The organism is Streptomyces sp. NPDC055025 (assembly GCF_053608565.1).
The window spans coordinates 1-23,536 of the sequence record NZ_JBSGVS010000101.1 but is presented as its reverse complement, the minus strand read 5'-3'; the positions used below and the strand labels follow the sequence as shown (position 1 = coordinate 23,536).

Genomic DNA, 23,536 nt, shown 5'->3' with positions numbered 1-23,536 from the left:
GGCACCGGACCCCGCCCCGCGCCGGGGCGCTCCCGGGGTCACTCCTCCTCGGAGCCCTCGTCCTCCTCGTCCTCGAAGGCGTCTCCGATCTCGTCGATCACCTCGGCGGCGACCATGCCGCCCACCACGCCGACCGCGAGACCCGCGGCGGCACCGGCGATCACCGCTCCGGTCCCGGGACCGGAGCGGTGGTGCGTCTCGTGGTGCCCGTCGTGGTGCCCGGAGTAGTGGCTGTCATGGTGGGCGGAGTGCGCGCCGCGGCTCCCGACGAGTTGTCTGATCCACCCGTCGACCTCGGTGTTCCAGTCCAGATGGGGCACACTCTCGTGCGAGACCGTGAAGCGGTTGAGCGTGTCATGGCCACCGGAGAAGAGGCCGCCGCGCTTGTCGGCCTCGATGACGACCTCCATCCCCTCGGACGTGGCCAGGAACGTCACCTCGATCTCGTTGAGCACATCGGCGTACCGGGCGGGCGGGGTCAGCTCCAGCTCCTGGTAGAACGGAAGCCGCTGGCCCGTGCCGCCGATGTGTCCCAGTTCCAGATCGGCCGACCTGAAGCCCCAGCCGAGCTGTCCGAGCGCTTCCAGGACCGCCTCCTGGGCCGGCAGCGGAGAGACGGCCAGCGGATCGAGATCGCCCTTGTCGCGCGCCCCCGCCACCGCCAGTTCGGTCCGTACCCCCAGTACCACTCCGAGGGCCTGGCCGTGCAGTTCGGTCAGGGGCGTCTCCCAGGGGACCATGACCGAGAACGGCACGGTGAACTCCGCGCCCTCGGCCAGCCGGAAACCACCGCCGACCGTGACACGGTCGAAGACGACCGTGCCCTCGGTCTCCTCGTCCTGCCCCTCGGACTCGACCCTGGCCACCAGATCGAGGGTGATCTGCTCGATCTCCACGTCCGTCTGCCCGCCACGCAGATACACCTGGCCGGACAGGGTCCCGCCCGGTACGACGGACGGGGCGGCCAGCACGGTGTCGACCGAGGGACCGCCGACCCCCAACGACCCGAGCAGCTTTTTGAACACCATCGTGGCGTTCACTCCTTCATGTGATGCGTACAGAGTGCGTCGGCCCCGCCCGGTGGGGGGCGCCCGAGGGCGGGGACGCCATCAGAACTACCGCGGAGTGCGCGGTGGTTCCCGATTTTCAGCCATGTCTGGCGGGATATGACGGTCATGCGGCGCCGGGGCCGGGCATGTCGGCCGGGACGGCCAGGGCGAGATCTCCCACCGCCGAATAGTGGCTGACGCGCAGCTCGGGGGGAGGATCCTGACGGAGCCGCGCCGGGTCTCTGAGCTGTTCGAAGAGCGCGTCGAAGGGGAGTACTCCCGAGCCGTCAGCGGCCGGTGTGCTGAGCGCGCTGATCAGAGCGTCGGTGAAGGGGGTGTGCGGCTCGCCCGTGCCGGCGGCCCGCGCCCAAGCGGTACGTCCCGAGGCTCCCAGGTGCCAGCTCGTCTGCCGTGTCGCGGGCCCGCTCTCGTACTGGAGGGCGGCTCCCGCGTAGGAGCAGTCGAGGACGAAGACACAGCGGCGGGCCCGGCTCCGGCCGGCGAGGCGGTGGATGTGAGGGAAGGAGAGCGAGGTGGACCGCCATCGCTCGGCATCGGTGGACGAGAGGTACAGAGCGAGATCCTCACCGTTGCGCGAGGAGTGGCCGGCGTAGTAGATCAGCAGGACATCCTCCGCCTCCGAGGCCGCGCGGTCGATCGCTTCCAGGACTTCCCCGGCAGTACGGGGATCGCGCACACGCGTCACATGGCGCGGATCGAAACTCCCGTCCGGATCGCCGGGAGCCAGGACATACGCGAGATCGGCGATATTGGCGGACACCTCGGGAAGATCGCTGAGCCCCGGGTGGTCGTACGAGCCGGTGCCGATGAGCACGGCCCGTGAGCGCGCCGGATCGGGCAGGAGCGGATGACGGCTCCTGGTGGCGCCGTCCGGGTCCGTCAGGTCGAGCCCTGCGACCGGGGTCGCCCAGAGCTGCCCGGCACCGCCCCTCGATGTCACCAGACCTACCACCGCCCCGGACGTGTTGGTGACCACCGCCCCCGACATCCTGGGGGGCACAGGCGGCCGGGTCGGATCCAGCACCTCCAGCATCATGTCGGAGGGGGCGTGGGGCGACATACCGGAGAACCGGCCGTGGAACCGGAGCGGCTCGGCATCGCCGGGGTCGGCGGAGAGCGTCAGCGGAAACCCGATGATCTCGACGTCCTCCCCGGGTTCGGGGAGGTGCTCAGCGAGATCGGGCGGAAGTTCGCTCCTCGACAGTGTGGTCGGGCTGCTCACGCGCAGCAGCGCGAGATCCCTCACCTCGTCGAACCAGGCGACGGAGGCCCGGGATCGCAGGTCCGTCCGCCAGGGAGTGACCTGGACCGATTCCCGCATCCGGCCCGCAGGTGTGAGCAACTGGTGGGCCGTGGTGAGAACGCGGCGATCCCCCATCGCCACGCCGGTGCTGGTGCTCTCTCCCGCGCTGACTCTCACCAGATGCGGTCCGGCGGACGGCCGGCGCGTCGGCGGCGTCTCGTCACGGTAGGGCCGCAGGGCGTGGAAGGCGAGATCGGTCAGGCGATAGAGCGGCGGAGCACTCCTGCCCCGAGCGATGTCGACGAGCGCCGGCGCTCCGGAGCCCGGTGCGGTGGCGTAGGTGAGCGCGTCCTTGAACCAGCCGGCCGGTAGCTCCTCTGCCTGACTGACGCTGAGCCGCGATATCGCCCCCTCGCGCAGTGCGCCGGCCGACAGGACCGGAGGGCCGGACGAACTCCGGTTGTCCAGAACGAAGTCGATCAGGGCACGAGCCGCGGCCGGAGCGTCCGCGTAACGCCGGACCAGTGAGGTCGCCCCGCTGAGGGCCCGGGGGATCAAGCCCGACGGTTCCTGTGCGAGCGCGCGCGCGAGGCGCGGATCCGCCGCCTCCTTCGTCCGGAGCGCTTCGATCTCCCGGGCTGTGAAACGGCCGGAGACACTGATCAGGTGCGTCATGGGCCGTCGTGCGGCAGGCCATGGCCGACGGACGCCGAGCAGCACGATCGGCACCCGTGCCCGGTCCCGCAGCAGCGGCTCCAACTGCTCCTCCCATCCGTCGTAGGGCCAGAGGTGATCCAGCCAGACCACCGTGTGCGCACGCACTCGGGACAGGTTCGCCTCCAGCTCGTCCACGCTCCGGGGCGCCCACAGCCGCCAGCCCGGCGGCAGCTTCCGCAGTCCCTCCCAGGCCGAACGGGACGTACCCGACACGCTGTTGCCGGTCAGCACGACGAACAGGCTCTCGCCCGAGGCGGCGAGTTCCAGCAGAGTGCTCAGTTCCCGGTTGTGCGCACGTTCCACGAAGGCGGGCAGCACCGGCAGATGCTCGTCCCCCGGCACCCTGATCGCCGGATGGACCCCGAACTCCAGCGGGTCCGTCACCTCCTCCAGCGGGCGGCCGATCCCGTCGTCCTCGCGTACGGGAGCGGGCCGCCGCGCGAAGGGGATCGCGTCCTCCTCCACCAGTTGACCGCCGGAGCCCGGGACCCCGCCCGGATCCGAGCCCTCCGCCGACACCCGCGTCGCCGGGAAGTCGCCGCCGCCCATCGGAGGGCGGTCCACATACGCCGCGATCTCCCGCCGTACCACTTCCTGGACGGTGGTGATCTCGTGCCGCAGCTGGGAACCCAGCAGCGCCTCCCGTACGCCCGGCCGGAACTCGAACCGGAACCTGGCGGTGTCGATCTCCCGGTGCCCGCCGCGCCAGGGCTCGAAGAGGCCCCCGAGGGCGACCTCCGCGAGATGGCCGTGCTCCGACTCCCTGAGCATGACCCGCCGTACGAGCGTCATGATGGGCAGCGTCAGCGGTACGGCGGACAGATAGCCGGCCAACTCCTGTGCCAGGGGCGACGCGTCGGCCTGGAAGCGGCGCACAGCCTGGTCCGGGCCCGTCTCGTCGGACCCGGGAGCGGACACCGGCTCCGGATGACCGGCGGGGACCTCCCGCGCGACCCGGTCGATCAGCAGACACGACATCCGACTCCACCGCCCGCCGCCCGCCACCAGATCGGCCAGCACCGAGAACCCCGCCGGGCTCACCTCCACCACCGGCACGGCGATCCGCTCCGCGATCCGGTCACGGCTGCGCGCCCGGCTCCGGGCCAGCCGCCAGGAGGAGTTGGGCGCGGCGGGCCTCGCCGCGCGTACCAGCAGACCCGACGGACGGGCCGCGCCCCGGTTCCAGAGCCGCCGCGGCAGCACGTTCAGCACCGCCGTCGGACCGTGCGCCGCCCACCGGCGCAGCATCGCCTCGACACCGGGCCCGCTCCACCCGTCCGCGACCGTGTCCGTCAGCACCAGCACCAGACGGCGGCCCGAGGGGTCGGAGATCTCCCGGGGCCGGCGCGGCTCCCCGCCCGTCGGGCGGGTCACGACGGGCGTGCCGCCCGCCTCCGTACCGCTCAGATACCAGACCCGTACATCGCGGAAGATCCCCGTCTGGGTGATGGTGCGGCACAGCTCGGTCACCAGGTCGTGCCAGAGCAGCATCGAGTGGTGGGTGTCCACCACCAGGGCCAGCTCCAGCCACCGCCCGCGCAGGGGCCTGAGCACGGGCAGCACCATGCGCTGCTCGATACTGCTCCGGACGCTCAGCTCCTCGTCCAGCTCCGTCCTGCCGCCCTCCGCCGTCCGGCGGCCGAACGGACGCAGCGCCCGCATCAGCCCCAGCGGGTCGTCGAGCGCCATCGCCCGCCGCACCAGCACGGGTTCACCCCGCCGCGCGGGCCCTTCACCCGCCGCCGGCTCCGCCGTCGCCGCGCTGTACAGCTCGTCGCCCGGCCCGGCGGGGTCCGCGTCCTGGAACACCGGAGCCCCGCCGGGCGGCGGTGGCGGCGCCCCGCCGTCCGCCGGCCCCTCGTCGCCCGGCGCGGACGGCCCATGGCCCGCGCCGCCGACGCGCTCGGCGAGCCACAGGATGTCGGCCAGCTCCTCAGGGCCCGCGTCGGCGCCGGACTCCTCCAGGGCGCGCAGCAGGTGCTCCATCATCGGGCGGTCCCTACGCGGACGGTGTGCCGGTGAGGCGCTGGAGGACGGTCTCCAGGAACCGCTCCCGCTCCGCCGGGTTCGGCCATGCCCCGCTCAGCCGGAGCTGTACGGCGTTGAGCAACTGGTCCGTGGCGAGGTCCCCGTCCATCCTGCGCCGCAGGAACGCCTCGACCAGATCGCCGTACCGGTCGTCGGCGGCCGGGTCCAGGCCGAGTCGCCGCCGTACGATCCGGGTCAGCTTCTCCTTGCCCGGCGGCGCCATGTGCAGCCGGATGCAGCGCCGCAGGAAGGGCGGGGGAAAGTCGCGTTCGCCATTGCTGGTGAGCACGACCACCGGGAACGCCTGGCACTTCACCCGCCCTTTCTCCACCCATACCCGCGGATCCGGGTCGTCGTGCGTGCCGATCCGTACCCTCGGCTCCTGACGGGCGACCCGCGCCAGTTCGGGTATCTCGAAGGAGCCCTCCTCGAAGACGGTGAGCAGATCACCGGGCAGATCGATGTCGCTCTTGTCGATCTCGTCGACCAGCAGCACCCGGGGCCTCTCCTGCGGCAGCAGCGCGGTGCCCAGCGGTCCGAGGCGCAGATACGGGGCGATCGAGGGATCGGGGGGCGCGGCCCCCGCTGACCTGGAGGCGTGCAGATGGCCGAGGTTGGCGTCGTGCAGCCGGCCGATCGCGTCGTACTGGTAGAGGCCGTCCCGCAGGGTGCTCCTGCTGGTGACCGGCCAGTGCAGTACGGGCCCCAGCCCCAGGTCGGCCGCGATGCCGTACGCGAGCGTCGACTTGCCGACCCCCGGCTTGCCCGTGACGAGCAGCGGACGGCGCAGATACAGCGCGGTGTTGACCGCGTCCCTCTCCTCCGTGTCCGGTACGTACCCCGAACCGCGCCGGTGCGTCTCCGCCCACGCCGGGTCGGTGTCCCCCGGCGGCGCGTACTCCGGATCCCGCACCCCCTCGAACTCCCGCCAGGGCGGCAGCTGTCCGGCCAGGCGCGCCCGCTTCTCGGCGGGATCCCCGGGGCCCTGGTAGATCCACCAGTCCTTGGTGTCCGCGGACTCCGTGCCCGTGGGCGCGCTCGTATCCGTACTCTCGCTCATGACAGCGACCGCCTTTCGGGTACGCGTTCGGGGTCGTCCCACATCAGAGCGAGAGGGCGTGGGGACGGAGGAACCCCCTGCTGTGCCTGCCCGGGGATCCGTGGCGCCCGGCCGGGGATCCGTAAGGACTTCAGGACGGCGGGCAGCCGGCGTACGTCGATACCGGTGTCCGCCCCCGCCGCCAGCTCCGCGGACAGCTCGGCGCCGTCCGTACGGCCGCCACGGCGCCAGACCGCGATGGGCACTCCGGCGTCCAGCACCGCGTCCAGCGTGTCCATCAGCAGTCGCTCCGACACCTCGGCGAGGACGCACACCGGCGGCTCGGCCGCCTGGAGGGAGACACCGAGCGCCGGGGAGACATCACCGTCGCTCACCTGGTGCACCGCCTTCCGGTGCTCCCCGCCGTGAGTCCTGAACCAGTCCCACTTCCGTCGCCACTGGGTGTGGGCGATACCGGTCCGCTCGTCGGGGCAGCGCACCACCACCTCGTAGTGGGAACCCAGTTCGATCGTCTTGCCCGGTCTGCCGATGGGCAGGCCCCAGCACTCGAACTCCTCACCCAGCAGTTCGTACGGCACATGGAACTCGATCCGGGTGAGCCGGTCCGCGGATCCGGCCAGGAGCTGCTCGCCGAGGCGGGTCCGGACGGCGGCCATCGACATCGGACGGGGCGACTCCCACACCGTCTCGAACGCGGAGTTCCGGTAGAGCCACATCCGTACCCAGTGCACACCGTCCGCCTCCGCCTCCTCCGGTGTCAGCCGCACATGCAGCGCGGTGCCCTCGGGCGCGGGTTCCGGCGGCGCGGGTACGGGAGCGGCGCCCAGCCGCTCGCGGGTGGTGTCCACCCAGGCGTCGGCCCTGCGCGCCCACGCGGGATCGGTGGAGCGCGCCGCGAGATGCCGTACGAAGGGCAGCGTCAGCGGCATGTCACGCTGTCTGCCCTGCCGGTTGTCGAGATCGCGGGCGATCTCGGTGAGCGCGTCCGCCGGCAGACTGCGCCGGGCCGGGGGCGCGCAGCCGGTCACCTCGAAGGCCCACAGATACGCGTCGCAGGCGAAGGGCGGGACCTCCCGGCCCCGCAGCAGCACGCCCAGTTCCTTCCAGGCGGGCTGGTCGAGACCGGGCGCGCCGGAGCCGCCGCCCGGCCCCGGGTCCGTCCAGCCGTCACCCAGGACCGCCGAGCCGCTCCAGTCGCGTTCGATGACGAACTGCGGCTCCTGCCAGGCCAGTCCGCGGTTCCGCAGCACCTGGAAGTCGGCCTGCACGGAACGGGCGATGCCGACCAGACCGCGCACGGTCTCGTCCAGGGTCCTGCCGTCGAGGCGCCGCAGCAGGGTGTCGGTGAACTGGCCCGCGCCCCGGTCGGCGAGGTTCTGCGCGACCTCGCCCGCGTGCGACGCGTAGAGCGTGAACTGACGCCTCTCGGGGACCGTGGCGCCGAGACCGTACGCCGAGGCGCCGAAGGCGAGTCTGGCCGCCCTGCGGGTGTCGACGCGGCAGGCGTCCCCGATCGCTATCTGCCGCTGGAAGCGCCCGGCCGGCAACCGGCTGCTCTTCCACCAGCGCAGCGCCTCCTCCAGATTGAGATGGGAGGTGAAGTCCTTGGTCGCGTCGGCGTAGGGGAGCAGCATTTGATGGGACTCGTCGAGATAGCCGTGGCCGGCCCAGTAGAGCCAGAGCAGATCGCCGTCGAGGGCGGGAAGCTCCTTGAACAGGATCCGCTCGATGTTCTCCCGGGTCGGGAGCTGACGCGCCGTCGGAGCCTCCTTGACGGCGGTTCTTTCCAGGGGTGACAGCAGGAGCCGTACGTTGCCGGCGGGGACCCCGGCCGGTCCGGTGAGCCAGCCGGCGAACCGCTCGGCGTCCCTGGCCGCGCCCGCCAGATTCCAGTGGTGGCTCACGTCGTACGACTCGATACCCACGACGAGGGCGAAGACACGGCGGGGATCGACCGGGGATCCGGTGTCGGTACCCGCGCCCGCTCCGGCGGTGTCCACCGTGGTCATCTCGGGGCCTCGATCTCCTCCGCGATCCGGTCGTACACCGCGTCGAGCTTCCAGTACGCGCCATGGCTGACCGGGAACGGCTGGCGGCTGGACACCTCGTGGTCGACGACACGCGGATCGCCGGGGAAGACCGGCTCCGCCCGGTACGCCAGCAGGTCCCTGCGGTCGTAGATGTTGAGCCAGCGCGGGAAGCCGGGCGGCAGGGCCGTCGCCGTCGGGGGGAGCCCGGTGAGCGCGCCCAGCTCATGGAGGAACGGAGCCTGTGAGCCGACCGTCACCAGCAGCTCCGGCCGGGGCAGCGGGGCCTGTTCCATCGCCGCGAGGGCGTAGAGGTCCACCAGGGCGATCCCGCCCAGACTGTGTCCGATCAGCACGGTCGGTTCACCGGGATCGGCGTCCTTGGTGATCAGCTCCGCCAGATGGTCCCGCAGCGGACCGCCGCGCGCCTGGTAGCGCAGGATGTCGCCGAGCGCGGGCACCGACTTCCGGGTGATCGGGCCGCGCCAGAGGTCGAGTACGGGCTGTGTCGTCATCCGCAGGGCGAGCGCGGCCAGTACGGCCGCGGCCCGGCCGCCCGGCACCCGACCCGTACCGCCCAGGCGTGCGGCGACGAGATCGACCAGCCGGTCGCGTTCGTCGCCGGTGCACAGCGCGTCCTCCCCCGCGTCGGCGAGCGCGGCGGCGACGACCGCGCGGCTCGCGGCCGTCGCGACCTCCCGGCTCGCCGGGACGTCGGCCGCGGCCGTGCACGCCGTGGCGAACTCGGTGGAACCGGCGACTTCCGCGAGCGCGGTGGGGTAGGACGCGTCGAGTCCCGTGGCGCGCAGCAGCACGGACAACTCGTCGGCGGCAGAGGGGAGACCGTGCGAGTCCGGCTCACCGGAGAGCGCGGTCAGCAGCTCGGCGACCCTCTCCCCGGCGCCCCGCACCCCGGGCATGCCGAGACCGTCGTCCTCACCCTCCGGAAGCTCGGCGAGCACCCGCAGTTCACAGAGGGGATCGGTGAGCAGGAGCAGCCACTCGGCCGCCTCCTGGTCCGGCGGCCCGGCCACCGAGCCACCGCCGGCCGCGGCGCGCGTCCCATCGGGCCGGGGGATGGACGCGCCTGCGGCACCGAGGGTCGCGCCATGGGCGCCGCCCCAGTAGCAGGGCACGAAGGAGGCGTCGGGGAACCGTCCGGTGAGTGCCTCGGCGATCAGCGCGGACAACTGGTCGTAGCGCTCGCGGCGCACACCGGTCCCATGGACGAAAACAAACCGCACGCGGACAAGCCCCCCGATATTTCTGCCAGTTAGGAGCGAGGATAGTGCCTGCACAGCGCGGGGGCAGGCGCTTGCCGCTTTGCCGGTGAGGCACGTGTGGTGCCCTACCTCATGCGGGCCGTACCCCGGAGCGTCGCGTGGTCCCGGCAGCCGCCGGGGCGGGCGTACACCGTGATCCGGGCCTGGGTCACCGTACGGCTCCCGCACTCCTCGAAGCGGGTCCGCAGGGTCTCGCGTTTGGCGACTTCCCGCTCGTCCTCCTCCAGCGGCTGACCGGCCAGATCATGGACGGCGACGATCCGGTGGGCGGCCATGACGCGGGCCCGGATCCGGCCGGGCGTGAACTCCGTACCGTGCAGGGTGTCCGAGGCGACGGGGGAGCGCTCCAGCGCGAGGTCCGACAGACCCCGGAAGGCCTCGGGGCGCGCGAGAGTCCATACGCGCCGGCGCGCGGGCATGAAGAGCACGCCGTCCCCCGGCCGCGCCGCCTCCCGTACCGCCCGTGCGACGGCGTCGGCGTCGTTCTGACGGCTCTGCGGGGTCCGCAGATACGCGCCCACGGGGAACAGCGCGGCCAGCGCCGCCCCCGCCGCCGTCAGGGACACCGCACCGCGCAGCGCGCGGGAGCGGCCGGTATCGCGCTGGATCCGGTCGAGCGCCGCGCCGATCAGCAGGGCGAGCCCGATGGTGTAGGAGAGGACGTAGCGGTCGACATAGAGGGGCCGCAGCGGGGTGAGCAGGACGAGCAGTACGGTCGGCAGGATCAGCAGGGAGAGCGCGAGCGTCCGCAGCTCGACCGGGGCGCTCGTACCGGCCGGGGCGGGGGTGTCGGCCGGCGCGCGCGAATCGGCCGGCGTACGGTCCGGTGAAGTACGGTCCGGTGGGGTACGGCGCGGTGGGGTACGGCCCAGTGTCCTGGCGCACAGCAGCCCGAGCAGCGCCGCCACCACGAAGCGCGCCGTCTGTCCGAGGTCGGGAAAGCCGATCCAGTCGACCTGCTCGGACTGGGTGACGCTGAAGGCCGCGAGCGGAAGCAGTCCGACGGCCACACACCCGGCCGCGATGCCCCAGGCCCGGATCACCGCGCGCGGCAGCCCGGAGCGGAAGACGGTCGCACCGTGGGCGAACAGGGTCACGACGGCCAGCTCATGGAGCAGACAGGCGGTCAGCATGAAGGCGGTGTAAGCGCCCCAGCGGAGCCTGCCCCGCCGGCTGACCGCGGTGAGCAGAAGCCAGGTGCTCCAGGTGATCAGCGCACACACCAGCGCGTACGAGCGCCCCTCCTGCGCGTACCGCTGCACCGTCGGGATCAGCGGAAAGACCAGCCCGGCCAGGACTCCGGCGCGTGGCCCGGCGAGTCCGCGCCCGATGAGGGCGACACCCACCGAGGCCGTGGCCACCGCGAGGACGGACGGCAGCCGCAGGGCCGCCTCACCGCCGTCCCAGAGGGCGAACACCCCGTGCGTCAGCAGGTAGTGGAGACCGTGCACGGCGTCGGCGTGGCCCAGCGTGTGCCAGATCCGGGTGACGCTCCGGTGCGCCATCTCGTAGGTGACCGCCTCGTCGGCCCAGAGCGTGTTCCCGCGGTCGATTCCCCACAGCCCGAGGACCAGCGCCAGGGTGAACGGGGCGAGGACGAGAACGGCCGTGTGCCGCGCCGGCTCGCGCCGCGCCGGTGCCCCGGGCGCGGTCTCCGGGCCAGGACCGAAGGAGGGGGAGATGTGCTGTGCGGAGGAGATGACGGGCTCCGTTCACCGGCGCGGGGACACAGATCGGCCAGATCGACCATGCGTGCCCTGCGGGGTGTCCGCGAGCAGGAGGCGTCCAATGGGCCGCATCGGATTCCGGAAGTCCCGGTCCGACGGCCCGGCGATGCTCCATGATGGGCCGGCCATGTCGTGGTCGTGGACCCACCCCACCCGCACCGCGCGCAGGACCGGTCGAGGACCGGGGTCCCGCGCGCCGGTGGCGCTCGCCCGCGCGGCGGTGTTCACCGTGACCGGTGTCGTGCTCGCGGTCACGGGACACCATGTGGTCTCCGGCGACCCGGTGCCGTGGCGGGCCGTGCCGCCCGCCGCCGCGGCGCTTTTCCTGCTCGCCCTGCCGGCCGTGACCACACCCCGGCCGCGGCGACGGCCGTCGCCGCGGTCACGCTCCCGGTCGTGGCCACTGTCCCTGCCCGTGGTGATCGCGGCGACCGGCGCGGCCCAACTGGCCCTGCACCTCTGGCTCGCACGGGCCGCGGCGCGCACTACTCCCGGCCCGCACAGTACTTCCGGCTCGCAGGGCACTCCCGGCGCGTACGCTGCCTACCACGGCAGCATCGGCCACGGCGCCGTCGGCCACGGCGCCGCGCACGGAACGCACGAGATGTGGCACGCCGAGCGGCACGGTCTGGCCATGACGGCCGCCCACATCCTCGCGGCCCTGCTGGTGGCGTGGTGTCTCCAGCGCGCGGACGCGGCCTGCCTCGCCGTCGGAGAACGGCTGGGCGGTGTGCTCGGCGACATGTTCGTACGGCTCGTACGGCGCGTTCCCACGCGGCTGTTCCCGTCCGTACCCCGTGTCCTGCGGGCCGTGGGAACGCGCGCGCAGCCGCCCCCGCGCGACTGCCCGGTACTGGCACACGCGGTGGTACGCCGAGGTCCCCCGGCGGAGCCCGCCCCCGCCCTCTGAGCTCGGGGTGCGCTCCGGCGTGCCCGTACCACCCCACACCACCATGGGAGTCACCCGTGTTCCGTACCACCACCCCGGCGTCCACCGTGCGCCGTCTCTCCGTCCTCACCGCGGCCGTCCTCGCGGCCTCGGTCGCCTTCGCCGCCCCCGCGTCCGCCCATGTGGAGGTCGAGGCGGAGGGCGCCGCCGCCCTCGCCGAGAACGTCACCCTCGCCTTCACCGCCGAGACCGAGTCCGACAAGGCGGGGATCACCGGGCTGGAGGTGATCCTGCCCGACGGCATCGCCCCCGCCGACATCACCTACGGGAAGGGCCCCAAGGGCTGGCGGCTCGCCGCCACCGCGCGCGGCTACACCGTGTCGGGTCCGGCCGTCGCGGTCGGTGAGGACGCCGCGTACACCGTCACCGTACGACAGCTCCCGGACGCCGAGTCGCTGGCGTTCAAGACCCTCCAGAGCTACGGCGACGGCCGCGTCGACCGGTGGATCGAACTGGAGGAGCCCGCGGACGGCGGGCACGGCAGTCTCGCGCCGACGCTCGCGCTCAAGCCCGCCGCGCCCGGGGCCACGCCGGTCGGCCCCAGTCCCGTCGCCGAGCCGACCACGGCCGCACCGTCCACTCCGGCGGCGAGCGATCCGGCCACGACGCTCCCCTCGGCCGACGCGTCCCCGGCGTCCCCCGCCGCCGACACGGCTGCCGATACGGCCGCCGCCGCGGACGACGGCACAAGTCCGCTGCTGTTCGTCGCACTCGGCGTGGTGGTCGTGGCCGCGTCGGTCGGCGGCGTGTGGTGGTACAGGCGCCGCGCCGGGGCGGACTCGGTCTGACCGGGGCGTATGGCTCGTCCCCTGCCCCGGGGTGTTTCCCGGGGCAGGGGACGGTTCTTCGCGGGGAGGGGCCCCGGCAGGCAATCCCGAGGACGGAGGCTCACCTGACGACACCTCAGGACGGAACCCCACCTGACGACAGAGGCTCAGGAAGGGAAGCCGCTGCTCTGCCAGGTCTCCCCGTCGGCGGTGACGGCCAGCGCCTCGTAGCCGTCCTTCGACTCGATCCAGGAACGTGCCAGGTCACCCATGGCGAAGGCGGCGGTGGCGAAGACATCGGCCTGGGTGAGATGGGGGCCGGTCACGGTGACGGACAGCAGATCGGAGGCCGGCAGACCCGTGCGGGGATCGATGATGTGGCCGCTGCGCTCGGCCGATCCCGAGGTCGCGACTCCGAGATCATGGCCGTGGACGACGGCCACGAGCTGGTCCCGGAGGACCGGATGGGCGATACCGACCCGCCAGGGCAGGCCTGGCGAGGTCTCGCCCCGGAGCTGGAGATCGCCCCCGGCGTCGATGTAGGTGTTCCGCGCCCCCGCCGCGTACAGCTTCCGTGAGACACCCTCCACCGACCACCCCATGACCAGGCCGGACGGGTCGAGGCCGCCACGGGCAGTCGCGGTGAAGAACCCCTCGGTGTCCCGTGCCGCCTCGTCGCAGAGCGTGAGGACCTCCCTCACCACGTCCGGGCACTGGTCCACGGTCGTCTCACCACGCGAGAGCCGGTTGACGGCACTGTCCGCGCGGAACGTGGAGAAGAGCGCGTCCATCTCGTGCAGCCAGACGACGCTGTCGGTGATCGCCCGGCCCACCTCCCGCGTGACGGGGTCATGGATGTCGAACGAGAACACCCTCCCCATGACATGCTCGAAGTGACGCAGACCGGGGTGAGGACTGTGTTTGCTCTGCGGGTCCTGTTGGGTGACCACCAGGTATCCCTCTTTCGGAGGCGGGTCCGCCCGGTGATGGGCGGTTTCGTCAGCCTCGCAGGACGCCTTCTGAGAAGCCTCTGAACACGGGTGGACCCCGGGAGATCCGTGCGGTCCCCGCTCCCGCGGCGGCACCGGTGCTCCCCGGCGGCACCGTGACGGCACACCGGCGACGCGAAGACGCGGAGGCCGGCCTGACCGCGTCGGTGATCACGGCGCGAGAAGCTGGACCCACCATGGACAAACACGCCGAACACGTCGATCACACCGCCTCTTCCGTCCTGAGCAGGCCCGACGGCGCCCCGGTGCGCATCCTCGTCGTCGACGACGAGCCGGACCTGACCGAGGTCCTGTCCGGTGCGCTGCGCTACGAGCGATGGGAGGTACGGAGCGCGGGCGACGGCCACTCGGCGGTCCGTGTCGCCCGCACGTTCCGCCCCGACGCCGTCGTACTCGACTGGATGCTGCCCGACATGGACGGTCTCCAGGTCCTGCGTGAGCTGCGGGCCGCGCTGCCGGACGTCTGTGTGCTCTTCCTCACCGCCCGTGACACCGTGGAGGACCGGATCGCGGGCATCACCGCGGGCGGTGACGACTACGTCACCAAGCCGTTCAGCCTGGAGGAGGTGCTCGCCCGGCTGCGCGGACTGCTGCGCAGGGCCGGTATGGCCCGCGAGCCGGACGGCGACCGGCTGGTGGTGGGCGAGCTGATGATGGACGAGGGAGCCCGTGAGGTCACCAGGGCGGGTGTGGTGGTGGACCTGTCACCCACCGAGTTCGAACTGCTGCGTTTCCTGATGCGCAACCCCCGCCGGGTCCTGTCCAAGGAGCAGATCCTGGACCGGGTCTGGTCCTACGACTTCGGCGGCCAGGCGCATGTCGTCGAGCTGTACATCAGCTATCTGCGCAAGAAGATCGACGCGGGCCGGACCCCGCTGATCCACACGGTGCGCGGGGTCGGTTACGTACTGAAGCCGGACGCGTGAGAGGCGTGAGCCGCGTGAGCGCCCCCGGCCGCACGGGATGGGGCCGACGGGCGGGACACACCGTGCGAGCGGTGGGGAGACCGCTGGGAAGGCTGCCCGTGCCGCGCACCCTCAGGGCACGGCTGATCGCCGGACTCCTGCTGCTGCTCGCCCTCGCCTGCCTCGCGGTGGGGGTCATCACCGTACTGGCGCTCGAACGCTTTCTGATGACCAGACTCGACCATCAGCTCGCCGCGGCCGACGGACGGTTCGCGGCCAGCCTGGAGCACGCGGAGCGTCCCGACGAATCCGCCGACACCAGGGGGCAGGCGGAGGGCACCTTCGGCGCCCGGCTGCTGTTCGGTGTCGCCGTCGAGGCGTCGCTGGTGCACGGCGACACACATGTACCCGTGCCGCTCAGCCGCGGGGACCGGGACACACTGGCCGCCGTACCGCCGGACGGCAAGGGGCACACCGTCACTCTCTCCGCCCTCGGTGCCTACCGGGTGGTGACCGAGCACGGTGAAGAGGGTGACAGGCTCATCACCGGGCTGCCGCTCCGGCGCGTCACGGACACCGTGCACCGGCTGGAAGCGGTGGAGACGGCCGTGTTCGGAGCCGCGATCGTGGTCACCGGAGTGGCGGGGGCGTTGTGGGTACAGCTCTCCCTGCGCCCGCTCAGCAGGGTCGCCGCGACCGCGGCCGAGGTGACCAGGATGCCGCTGGCCAGCGGTGAGATCGCCATGCCCGACCCGCTGCCCGACACCGACACCAGGACCGAGGTCGGCCGGGTCGGCGCCGCGTTCAACCGGATGCTCGGCCATGTCGGCGACGCGCTCTCCCGCCGTCACGCCAGTGAGGAACGGCTGCGCCACTTCGCCGCCGACGCCAGCCATGAGCTGCGTACCCCGGTGGCCACCGTGCGCGCGCACGCGGAGCTGGCCCTGCGCCACCCCGAGTCCGTGCCCGACGACGTACGGCACGCCCTGGAGCGCATCCAGTACGAGAGCGAACGGATGAGCGGTCTGGTCGAGGACCTCCTGCTGCTGGCACGTCTGGACGCGGGCCGTCCGCTGGCCAGGGACACCGTCGATCTCACCCGGCTCGCGCTCGACGCCTTGGGCGACGCGCGCGCCGCCGCCCCGGAGCACCACTGGCTGCTGGATCTGCCCCGTGAACCGGTGACCGTCACCGGTGACGAACACCGCCTGTACCAGGTCGTGGCCAACCTTCTGGGCAACGCCCGTACACACACCCCGCCCGGCACGACCGTGACTCTGCGCATCACCGACGGCGAGGACCACGCCGGACTGACCGTGAGCGACACCGGACCCGGTATCCCCGAGGAACTCCAGCGCGAGATCTTCCAGCGGTTCACCCGCGCCGACCGGGCCAGGTCGAGGACCACGGGGGAGGGGACCACGGGCGGCACGGGTCTCGGTCTGTCGATCGTCGCCGCGGTGGTCGGCGCCCATGGCGGCACCGTGGACGTGACCAGCCGCCCAGGCCACACGGTCTTCACCGTACGGCTGCCCGTCGCCCGGACGAGGTGACCGGCCCGGCCCGTCAGGTGGCACCGGGGCGCACGACGGCGCGTGGCGAAGAGCGCCGGCCGACGAGTAATGTTCGCGGCGTGCCGGCCGAGGCACCGGCCCCCGCTCCCTGATCCAGCCGGATCCAAACGAAAGACCCTCGTGCCAGTGACCAACGCCCCCATGGACGCGGCGATCCGTGCCGTGCCGGACGAGGCCGACACAAAGGCGGTTCCCGCGTGAAACTGACCATTCTCGGCGGTGGCGGGTTCCGGGTGCCGCTCGTGTACGGCGCGCTCCTCACCGACCACGCCGAGGGCCGGATCACCCGGGTCACCCTCCACGATCTCGACCCCGCCCGGCTCACGGCCGTCGCCCGCGTGCTGGCCGAGCAGGCGGAGGGCGTCCCCGACGCGCCGGCGGTCACGGCCACCACCGATCTCGACGAGGCGCTGCGCGGCGCGGACTTCGTCTTCTCGGCGATCCGCGTCGGCGGGCTCGAAGGACGCGCGGCCGACGAGCGGGTCGCCCTGGACCTCGGTGTCCTCGGCCAGGAGACGGTCGGCGCGGGCGGTATCGCGTACGGACTGCGCACCGTGCCCGTCGCCGTCGACATCGCGCGGCGCGTCGCCCGGCTCGCACCCGACGCGTGGGTCATCAACTTCACCAATCCCGCCGGACTGGTCACCGAGGCCATGTCCCGCCACCTCGGCGACCGTGTCATCGGCATCTGCGACTCACCCGTGGGGCTGGGCCGGCGCGTCGCCCGTGTCCTGGGCGCCGACCCGGACGAGGCGTCGCCCGACTATGTCGGCCTCAACCATCTCGGCTGGCTGCGCGGTCTGCTGGTGGCCGGCCGCGACGAACTGCCGCGCCTGCTCGCGGACACCGAGGCGCTGGGCTCCTTCGAGGAGGGCAGGCTCTTCGGCCCCGAGTGGCTCCGGTCCCTGGGTGCGATCCCCAACGAGTATCTGCACTACTACTACTTCAACCGGGAGACGGTACGCGCCTACCAGGAGGCCGAGCAGACGCGCGGCGCGTTCCTCCGGGACCAACAGGCCCGTTTCTACGCCGAGATGGCCCACCCCGACGCGCCCGCCCTCGCGACCTGGGACCGCACCCGCGCCGAACGCGAGGCCACGTACATGGCGGAGAACCGCGAGGCGGCGGGCGTCGGTGAACGGGAGGCCGACGATCTGGAGTCCGGCGGCTACGAGAAGGTCGCCCTCGCCCTGATGCGCGCGATCGCCCGCGACGAGCGCACCACGCTCATCCTCAACGTCCGCAACCGCACCACCCTGCGGGTGCTCGACGAGGACGCGGTCATCGAGGTGCCCTGTCTCGTGGACGCGAACGGCGCCCACCCGCTCTCCGCCGCGCCGCTGCCGGACCACGCCGCCGGTCTGGTGTGCGCCGTCAAGGCGGTGGAACGCGAGGTCCTCGCCGCCGCCGCGAGCGGCTCACGCGCCACCGCCGTCAAGGCGTTCGCCCTCCATCCGCTGGTGGACTCGGTGACCGTGGCCCACCACCTCGTCGACGGCTACACGAAAGCGCACCCGGGCCTCGCGTATCTGAACCGCCCCTAGGCCCGGCCCGGCCGACGTGGGCGGGCCGTGGCCGTACGTTCGCCGGGCCCCGGCAGGGTGGGGCGGCGGGCGGGGCGCCGACCGTTTGCCCCTCGTCGGCCCCCGCCGCACGCTGGATACATGGCCTCTCCCGCTTCCGCCGCCTCTCCCGCGTCCGTCCCCGACGCCCTGGGCGCCTGGGCCGTCGAGACGCCCGGACCGATCGCCACCGGGCCGCTGGTCCGGATCCGCCGCCGGACACCGGTCCCCGGCCCCGGGGATCTGCTGCTGCGTGTGGAGGCCTGCGGTGTCTGCCGTACGGATCTGCATCTCGCCGAGGGAGATCTGAACCCCCACCGCCCGTCGACCGTCCCAGGACACGAGATCGTCGGCCGGGTGATCGCCACCGGCGAGGGGGTGACCCGCTTCCGCACCGGCGACCGGGCCGGCGGAGCCTGGCTGCGCGGCACCTGCGGGACCTGCCGCTACTGTCTGGCCGGCCGGGAGAATCTCTGCCCGTGGTCCGTCTACACCGGATGGGACGCGGACGGCGGCTTCGCCGATCTGACCCTGGTGCCGGAGGCCTTCGCCTACCCGCTGCCAGAATCCCAGGACCCGGTCCTGCTCGCACCGCTCCTCTGCGCGGGGATCATCGGCTACCGGGCGCTGCGCCGCAGCGCGCTGCCCGAGGGCGGGCGGCTGGGACTCTACGGATTCGGCGGCTCCGCGCATCTCGCCGCCCAGGTGGCCCTCGCCGAGGGCGCCACCGTCCATGTGCTGACCCGGTCGGCGCGGGCACGGCGACTCGCCCTGGACCTCGGCGCCGCCTCGGCGGGCGGCGCCTACGACCGCCCGCCGGAGCCGCTGGACTCGGCGATCCTGTTCGCACCGGTGGGTGATCTCGTACCGGTGGCGCTGGAGGCCCTGGACCGCTCAGGGACGCTCGCCGTCGCCGGGATCCATCTCACCGACATTCCCGTGCTGAACTACGAACGCCATCTCTTCCAGGAGCGGAATCTGCGCAGTGTCACCTCCAACACGCGCCACGACGGCCGCGAGTTCCTGGAACTGGCCGAGCGCATCGGCATCCAGGTCACCGCCAGCCCGTACCCGCTGAGCCGGGCCGACCGGGCACTCGCCGATCTGGCGGGCGGACGGGTACAGGGAGCCGCCGTGCTCGTACCGGACTGACGCTCGTACCGGATCGACGTGCGTGTACCGAACCGACCACCCACCGCCGACCGACCCGCTCACAGACGCGTCGTGGGATAGATCTCGCTGTCCACGGGCACCGGCTGCCAGGTCCAGTCGGTCACCTCCGGCAGATCGGACCCGTGCTCACGGATCCAGGAGTGGTGCCTGAGCCGGGCCTCCTCCATCGACTGCCGCGCGTGGGTGGCGCGTACGGCGAGCCCCGGGACACGGTCGATGACATCCATGACCAGCCGGTAGCGGTCCAGGTTGTTGCGGACGACCATGTCGAAGGGCGTCGTGGTGGTGCCCGACTCCTCGTAACCGCGCACATGCAGATGCCCATGGCCGGCACGGCGGTAGGCGAGACGGTGGATCAGCCACGGATAGCCGTGGTAGGCGAAGATCACCGGCTTGTCGCGGGTGAACAGCGCGTCGTACTGGCTGTCGGACAGTCCGTGCGGGTGCAGTGTGTCCGGCAGCAGCCGGGCCAGATCGACCACATTGACGACGCGGACCGCGAGCCGGGGGAGATGGCGGCGGATCAGCAGGGCGGCGGCCAGTACCTCCTGGGTCGGGACATCACCGGCACAGGCCAGCACCACGTCCGGCTCCTCGCCCTCGCGCTCGGTACCGGCCCACTCCCACACACCCGCGCCACGGGCACAGTGGGCCCGCGCCTCGTCCAGGGTGAGCCAGTCGTAGCACGGCTGCTTCCCCGCGACGACGACATTGACATGGTCCCGGCTGCGCAGCACATGGCCGGCGACACAGAGCAGGGTGTTGGTGTCCGGCGGCAGATAGACCCGTACCACCTCGGGCGCCTTGTTCAGCACATGGTCGATGAAGCCGGGGTCCTGGTGGGAGAAGCCGTTGTGGTCCTGGCGCCAGACATGCGAGGTGAGCAGGTAGTTGAGGGAGGCGACCGGGCGCCGCCACGGCAGGCCACGGGACACCTTCAGCCACTTGATGTGCTGGTTGACCATCGAGTCGACGATATGGACGAAGGCCTCGTAGCACGAGAAGAGACCGTGCCGTCCGGTGAGGAGATAGCCCTCCAGCCAGCCCTGGCAGGTGTGCTCGGAGAGGATCTCCATCACCCGGCCGTGCCGGTCGAGATGCTCGTCGACGCTCAGTGTCCGGGCCTGCCAGGCCTTGCCCGAGGCCTTGTAGAGGGCCTGGAGCCGGTTGGACGCCGTCTCGTCCGGACCGACGACCCGGAAGTCACGGCGCTCGGTCGTGGCCTCCATGACCGCCTCCAGCAGATCGCCCAGCACCCGGGTCGGTTCATGCAGGGTGACGCCGGGCCGGTCGACCCGTACGGCGTACGCCTCCAGGGGCGGCACGGGCAGCTCGCGCAGCAGGAGACCGCCGTTCGCGTACGGCGTGGCGCCGAGCCGGCGCGTGCCCTCGGGCACGCAGTCGAGCACCCGAGCCCATGGGCGGCCGCGGTCGTCGAAGAGTTCCTGGGGCCGGTACGAGCGCAGCCACGCCTCCAGCTGCCGCAGATGCTCCGGGTTCTCGCGCACGGCGGGCAGCGGCACCTGGTGCGAGCGCCAGGTCCCCTCGACCGGCAGTCCGTCCACGGTGACGGGACCGGTCCAGCCCTTGGGCGTACGCATCACGATCACCGGCCAGCGGGGCCGCTCCGTGGCGCCCTCCTCCCGGGCCGTGTGCTGGATCAGCGCGATACGGTCCAGGGCGCTGTCCATCGCCGCGGCCATGGCGCGGTGGACGGTGTCCGGGTCGTCGCCGCCGACATGCAGCGGCTCGTGGCCGTAGCCGCGCAGCAGCTCGTCCAGTTCGGGCTCGGGGATCCGCGCGAGCACGGTGGGATTGGCGATCTTGTAGCCGTTGAGATGGAGGATCGGCAGCACCGCGCCGTCGCGCACCGGGTCGAGGAACTTGTTGGAGTGCCAGGACGCCGCCAGCGGCCCGGTCTCCGCCTCCCCGTCACCGATCACACACGCGACCAGCAGATCCGGATGGTCGAGCGCGGCGCCGTAGGCGTGGGAGAGCGAATAGCCGAGTTCACCGCCCTCGTGGATCGAGCCGGGCGTCTCGGGCGCGACATGGCTGGGCACTCCGCCGGGGAAGGAGAACTGGCGGAAGAGCCGGGCCATACCGTCCCGGTCCCTGCCGACGTCCGGGTAGACCTCCGAGTAGCTGCCCTCCAGCCAGGCGTTGGCCAGCACCGCGGGGCCGCCGTGCCCCGGTCCCCAGACACAGACCGTGTCCTGGTCCCTGGCCTTGATGACACGGTTGAGATGGGTGTGGACCAGATTCAGCCCCGGGGAGGTACCCCAGTGGCCCAGCAGCCGGGGTTTGATGTGTTCCGGCCGCAGCGGCTCGGTGAGCAGCGGATTGGCCATGAGATAGATCTGACCGACCGCCAGATAGTTGGCGGCCCGCCAATGGGCCACCAGAGTGGCCAGTTCCTCGTCGGTGACGGTGGCCGTGACCGTGGTCCGCGCCGACGTGCTCGCCTCGCGCATGGCTCTCCTCCGCGGCTCGTGGGTGTCGTGGTCAGCCTTGTCGGGGGCGATCGGTGCCCGCTGGGTCCCGATGCCAAACGGTCGCCGTCCGGGTGGGGCCCGGCCGGCGGCCGGGCGCGTGAGGGGTCCGGCGGAGGACGGCGCGGGCCGGTGGGGACCGGCCTGGCTCGCCCCGGACGAAGGGCCCCAGGGCCGTTCAGGTCCACCGGAAGGGCCCGAACGGGTGCACCCGGAGAACCCGGAGCCCTGTGAGAACCCTTTACGCCGCCTGGCGCGGCGCCCCTCGCGGCGCTTGAGGCGGCAGTCGGCCCCCTGGGACTGATCTCGGGCCTACCGGCGATAAGGAACCGACCGTACGGGGTACTTCGCGAGCCGAAGCGGGCCGGTGCGCTCCGTACAACTTTCCGGCTCTCCCGTGGGTCGTGATGACCGTAGCTGTACTTTCTGACCATGGGAGACGTCATGACCGGACGCCTGACCCCGACCTCGACCCATCGCCTCATCACACCGTTCCTCGCCGCCTTCGCCCTTGTCTGCGCCCTTGTCGTCGCCGGAGCGGGATCCGCCCGCGCCGACGGGTCGGACGCGCTGTGGATCGCGGCTCCGTACGAGTTGGCCCTGCTCGGCGCGGACGCCGACGGTGACGCGCCCACCAGGACCCTGAGCATCGACATCTCGCACGACAACACGGACATGGTGGTGCCGGGGGGCACACTCACCGTGGATGTCACCGAGCTGGCGGACCTCGCCGAGATCACCTGGCCCGCCAACTGCGCCGAGCGGACGGGCGGGACGGGCCAGGACCGTACCGTCACCGGCGAGTGCGCCTTCCCCGGGCTGTCCACGAACGACCATGTCCGCGGGGCCGAGATCGGGATAACGGCCACGTCCGCGGCCGTCGAGGGTACGGTCGCGACGATCAGGAGCACCGCCGTCGCGGGGGATCTGACGGCGTATCCGGCGGAGACGGCCGTGACCGTGCGCAACGGCCCCGATCTGGGCCTCGGACAGGCGCCGAACCGGCACGGTGTGAAACCGGGGAGCCGTGTCGACGTACCCGTCACACTCGCCAACAACGGCAACCGCACCGCCGACCGCACCCTGCTGACCCTGTTCGCCTCGCACGGCCTGGACTTCGCCTCCCGGTACGGGAACTGCGAGTATCTCGACGAGAACCCGCCGGCCACCCCGGTCGGCTCCTGGGCCCTGTGCGTGCTGGACGAGCCCATCGCCCCCGGCCGGACCTTCTCCCTCGACGCGGGCGCGCTGCGGACCAACAAGAGCGTGCTCTACGACCGATTCGACTACGCGGCCGAACCGTACTCGGACGAGGCGCTGGAACAGGCGCGCGCGGGACGCCCGTTCGTCCGGGGCGGCGGAGCCGACCTCGAACCGCGCCCGGCGGCCGCCCAGGCCCGCGCCGGACTGGCAGGCACGGTGGGCGGTGCCGCGGCTGACGCCGTAGCCGATGCCGTGGACGAGACCGACGTTGACACGTCGGACAACTACCGCTCCGTGCTCGTCAACGCCATCAACACCGCGGACCTGAAACTGATCGGCGGCGAGGTCGAGGGCGCGGCGGGCGAGACCGTCACCGCGTCGGTCACGGTGAAGAACCGCGGCCCGGCGTGGGTGGCCTCCCTCGGCGCGGGTGAGCCGGTGGCGACCGTGGACCTCACCGTGCCGCGCGGGACGGCGGTCACCGCCAAGCCGGAGGAGTGCTACGCGCTCGACGCCTCGGGTGCCTGGCAGGAGGAGCAGCTCGGCGCGCCCCGCTACCGCTGCTCGACGCCCGTCTTCCTGCACGAGCGGGCGAGTCACACCTTCCCGTTCTCCCTCCGTGTCGACCGTGTCGTGCCGGGCGCCCGTGGGAAGGCGGTCACCCTCAACGACCAGCCCGACCTCAGGATCAGCGACTTCGACCCGAATCTGGCCAACAACAAGGCGTTCGTCGTGGTGAACGGCTG

The 23,536-nt window shown here is 72.3% G+C and carries 15 protein-coding genes; 7 read left to right on the top strand and 8 right to left on the bottom strand.

The genetic code is table 11. From position 1 onward, the window contains the following. Positions 1 to 38: 38 nt before the first annotated feature. From ACWGDX_RS37090 to ACWGDX_RS37065, 6 genes are all read right to left on the bottom strand, one after another. Complete coding sequence (locus ACWGDX_RS37090) at positions 39 to 1,028, bottom strand: sporulation protein (RefSeq protein WP_453632919.1); 990 nt, start codon at positions 1,026 to 1,028, stop codon at positions 39 to 41. Between the two features lie 145 nt (positions 1,029 to 1,173). Continuing rightward, positions 1,174 to 5,019 (bottom strand): caspase, EACC1-associated type, encoded by a 3,846-nt coding sequence (locus ACWGDX_RS37085; protein ID WP_453632917.1) that lies wholly within the window; start codon positions 5,017 to 5,019, stop codon positions 1,174 to 1,176. A 10-nt stretch (positions 5,020 to 5,029) separates the two neighbouring features. Then, the gene (locus ACWGDX_RS37080) at positions 5,030 to 6,118 is read right to left on the bottom strand and encodes an AAA family ATPase (RefSeq protein WP_453632915.1); all 1,089 of its coding nucleotides are present in this window, start codon (positions 6,116 to 6,118) and stop codon (positions 5,030 to 5,032) included. Beyond that, positions 6,115 to 8,127, bottom strand: a complete 2,013-nt coding sequence (locus ACWGDX_RS37075) for a VMAP-C domain-containing protein (RefSeq protein ID WP_453632913.1) — start codon at positions 8,125 to 8,127, stop codon at positions 6,115 to 6,117. Before ACWGDX_RS37075 ends, ACWGDX_RS37080 begins: the two co-directional genes overlap by 4 nt. Beyond that, a complete protein-coding gene (locus ACWGDX_RS37070) occupies positions 8,124 to 9,389 on the bottom strand; it encodes a hypothetical protein (RefSeq protein WP_453632911.1) in 1,266 nt (421 codons plus the stop codon). Before ACWGDX_RS37070 ends, ACWGDX_RS37075 begins: the two co-directional genes overlap by 4 nt. Positions 9,390 to 9,493: 104 nt before the next feature. Continuing rightward, positions 9,494 to 10,933: a glycosyltransferase family 39 protein gene (locus ACWGDX_RS37065; RefSeq protein ID WP_453632909.1), complete on the bottom strand. Its 1,440-nt coding sequence runs from the start codon at positions 10,931 to 10,933 to the stop codon at positions 9,494 to 9,496. 283 nt (positions 10,934 to 11,216) lie between these two features. On the opposite strand from ACWGDX_RS37065, the gene ACWGDX_RS37060 reads away from it, so the two are divergent. Further along, positions 11,217 to 12,065 carry a hypothetical protein gene (locus tag ACWGDX_RS37060; protein ID WP_453632907.1) on the top strand — a complete coding sequence of 283 codons (849 nt, stop codon included), beginning with the start codon at positions 11,217 to 11,219 and terminating at the stop codon, positions 12,063 to 12,065. A gap of 56 nt (positions 12,066 to 12,121) precedes the next feature. After that, on the top strand, positions 12,122 to 12,892 hold the full coding sequence (locus ACWGDX_RS37055; RefSeq protein ID WP_453632905.1) for a DUF1775 domain-containing protein: 771 nt from the start codon (positions 12,122 to 12,124) through the stop codon (positions 12,890 to 12,892). Positions 12,893 to 13,038: 146 nt separating this feature from the next. Here ACWGDX_RS37055 and ACWGDX_RS37050 read toward each other — a convergent pair whose 3' ends face one another. After that, positions 13,039 to 13,821, bottom strand: coding sequence for an FAD:protein FMN transferase (locus ACWGDX_RS37050; protein ID WP_453632903.1), 783 nt, complete (start codon positions 13,819 to 13,821; stop codon positions 13,039 to 13,041). Positions 13,822 to 14,057: 236 nt separating this feature from the next. On the opposite strand from ACWGDX_RS37050, the gene ACWGDX_RS37045 reads away from it, so the two are divergent. The 4 genes from ACWGDX_RS37045 to ACWGDX_RS37030 all read left to right on the top strand — a co-directional run bounded on the left by ACWGDX_RS37045 (position 14,058) and on the right by ACWGDX_RS37030 (position 19,074). Continuing rightward, positions 14,058 to 14,807, top strand: a complete 750-nt coding sequence (locus ACWGDX_RS37045; protein ID WP_453632901.1) for a response regulator transcription factor — start codon at positions 14,058 to 14,060, stop codon at positions 14,805 to 14,807. Positions 14,808 to 14,878: 71 nt separating this feature from the next. Continuing rightward, a complete protein-coding gene (locus ACWGDX_RS37040) occupies positions 14,879 to 16,339 on the top strand; it encodes a sensor histidine kinase (protein ID WP_453632899.1) in 1,461 nt (486 codons plus the stop codon). 218 nt (positions 16,340 to 16,557) lie between these two features. Further along, positions 16,558 to 17,904: a 6-phospho-beta-glucosidase gene (locus tag ACWGDX_RS37035; protein WP_453632897.1), complete on the top strand. Its 1,347-nt coding sequence runs from the start codon at positions 16,558 to 16,560 to the stop codon at positions 17,902 to 17,904. A gap of 120 nt (positions 17,905 to 18,024) precedes the next feature. Continuing rightward, positions 18,025 to 19,074 carry a zinc-binding alcohol dehydrogenase family protein gene (locus tag ACWGDX_RS37030; RefSeq protein ID WP_453632895.1) on the top strand — a complete coding sequence of 350 codons (1,050 nt, stop codon included), beginning with the start codon at positions 18,025 to 18,027 and terminating at the stop codon, positions 19,072 to 19,074. 59 nt (positions 19,075 to 19,133) lie between these two features. Here ACWGDX_RS37030 and ACWGDX_RS37025 read toward each other — a convergent pair whose 3' ends face one another. Then, complete coding sequence (locus ACWGDX_RS37025) at positions 19,134 to 21,569, bottom strand: phosphoketolase family protein (protein ID WP_453632893.1); 2,436 nt, start codon at positions 21,567 to 21,569, stop codon at positions 19,134 to 19,136. 462 nt (positions 21,570 to 22,031) lie between these two features. Between ACWGDX_RS37025 and ACWGDX_RS37020 the strand changes: the two genes are divergently transcribed. Further along, the coding region (locus tag ACWGDX_RS37020; RefSeq protein ID WP_453632891.1) for a hypothetical protein at positions 22,032 to 23,536 on the top strand (1,505 nt) is incomplete at its 3' end.

Excerpts from the sequence above, each read along its gene's own strand:
- ACWGDX_RS37090 (WP_453632919.1), bottom strand. The coding sequence starts at position 1,028 with ATGGTGTTCAAAAAGCTGCTCGGGTCGTTGGGGGTCGGCGGTCCCTCG.
- ACWGDX_RS37085 (WP_453632917.1), bottom strand. The coding sequence starts at position 5,019 with ATGATGGAGCACCTGCTGCGCGCCCTGGAGGAGTCCGGCGCCGACGCG.
- ACWGDX_RS37080 (WP_453632915.1), bottom strand. The coding sequence starts at position 6,118 with ATGAGCGAGAGTACGGATACGAGCGCGCCCACGGGCACGGAGTCCGCG.
- ACWGDX_RS37075 (WP_453632913.1), bottom strand. The coding sequence starts at position 8,127 with ATGACCACGGTGGACACCGCCGGAGCGGGCGCGGGTACCGACACCGGA.
- ACWGDX_RS37065 (WP_453632909.1), bottom strand. The coding sequence starts at position 10,933 with ATGGCGCACCGGAGCGTCACCCGGATCTGGCACACGCTGGGCCACGCC.
- ACWGDX_RS37060 (WP_453632907.1), top strand. The coding sequence starts at position 11,217 with ATGGGCCGCATCGGATTCCGGAAGTCCCGGTCCGACGGCCCGGCGATG.
- ACWGDX_RS37045 (WP_453632901.1), top strand. The coding sequence starts at position 14,058 with ATGGACAAACACGCCGAACACGTCGATCACACCGCCTCTTCCGTCCTG.
- ACWGDX_RS37030 (WP_453632895.1), top strand. The coding sequence starts at position 18,025 with ATGGCCTCTCCCGCTTCCGCCGCCTCTCCCGCGTCCGTCCCCGACGCC.
- ACWGDX_RS37025 (WP_453632893.1), bottom strand. The coding sequence starts at position 21,569 with ATGCGCGAGGCGAGCACGTCGGCGCGGACCACGGTCACGGCCACCGTC.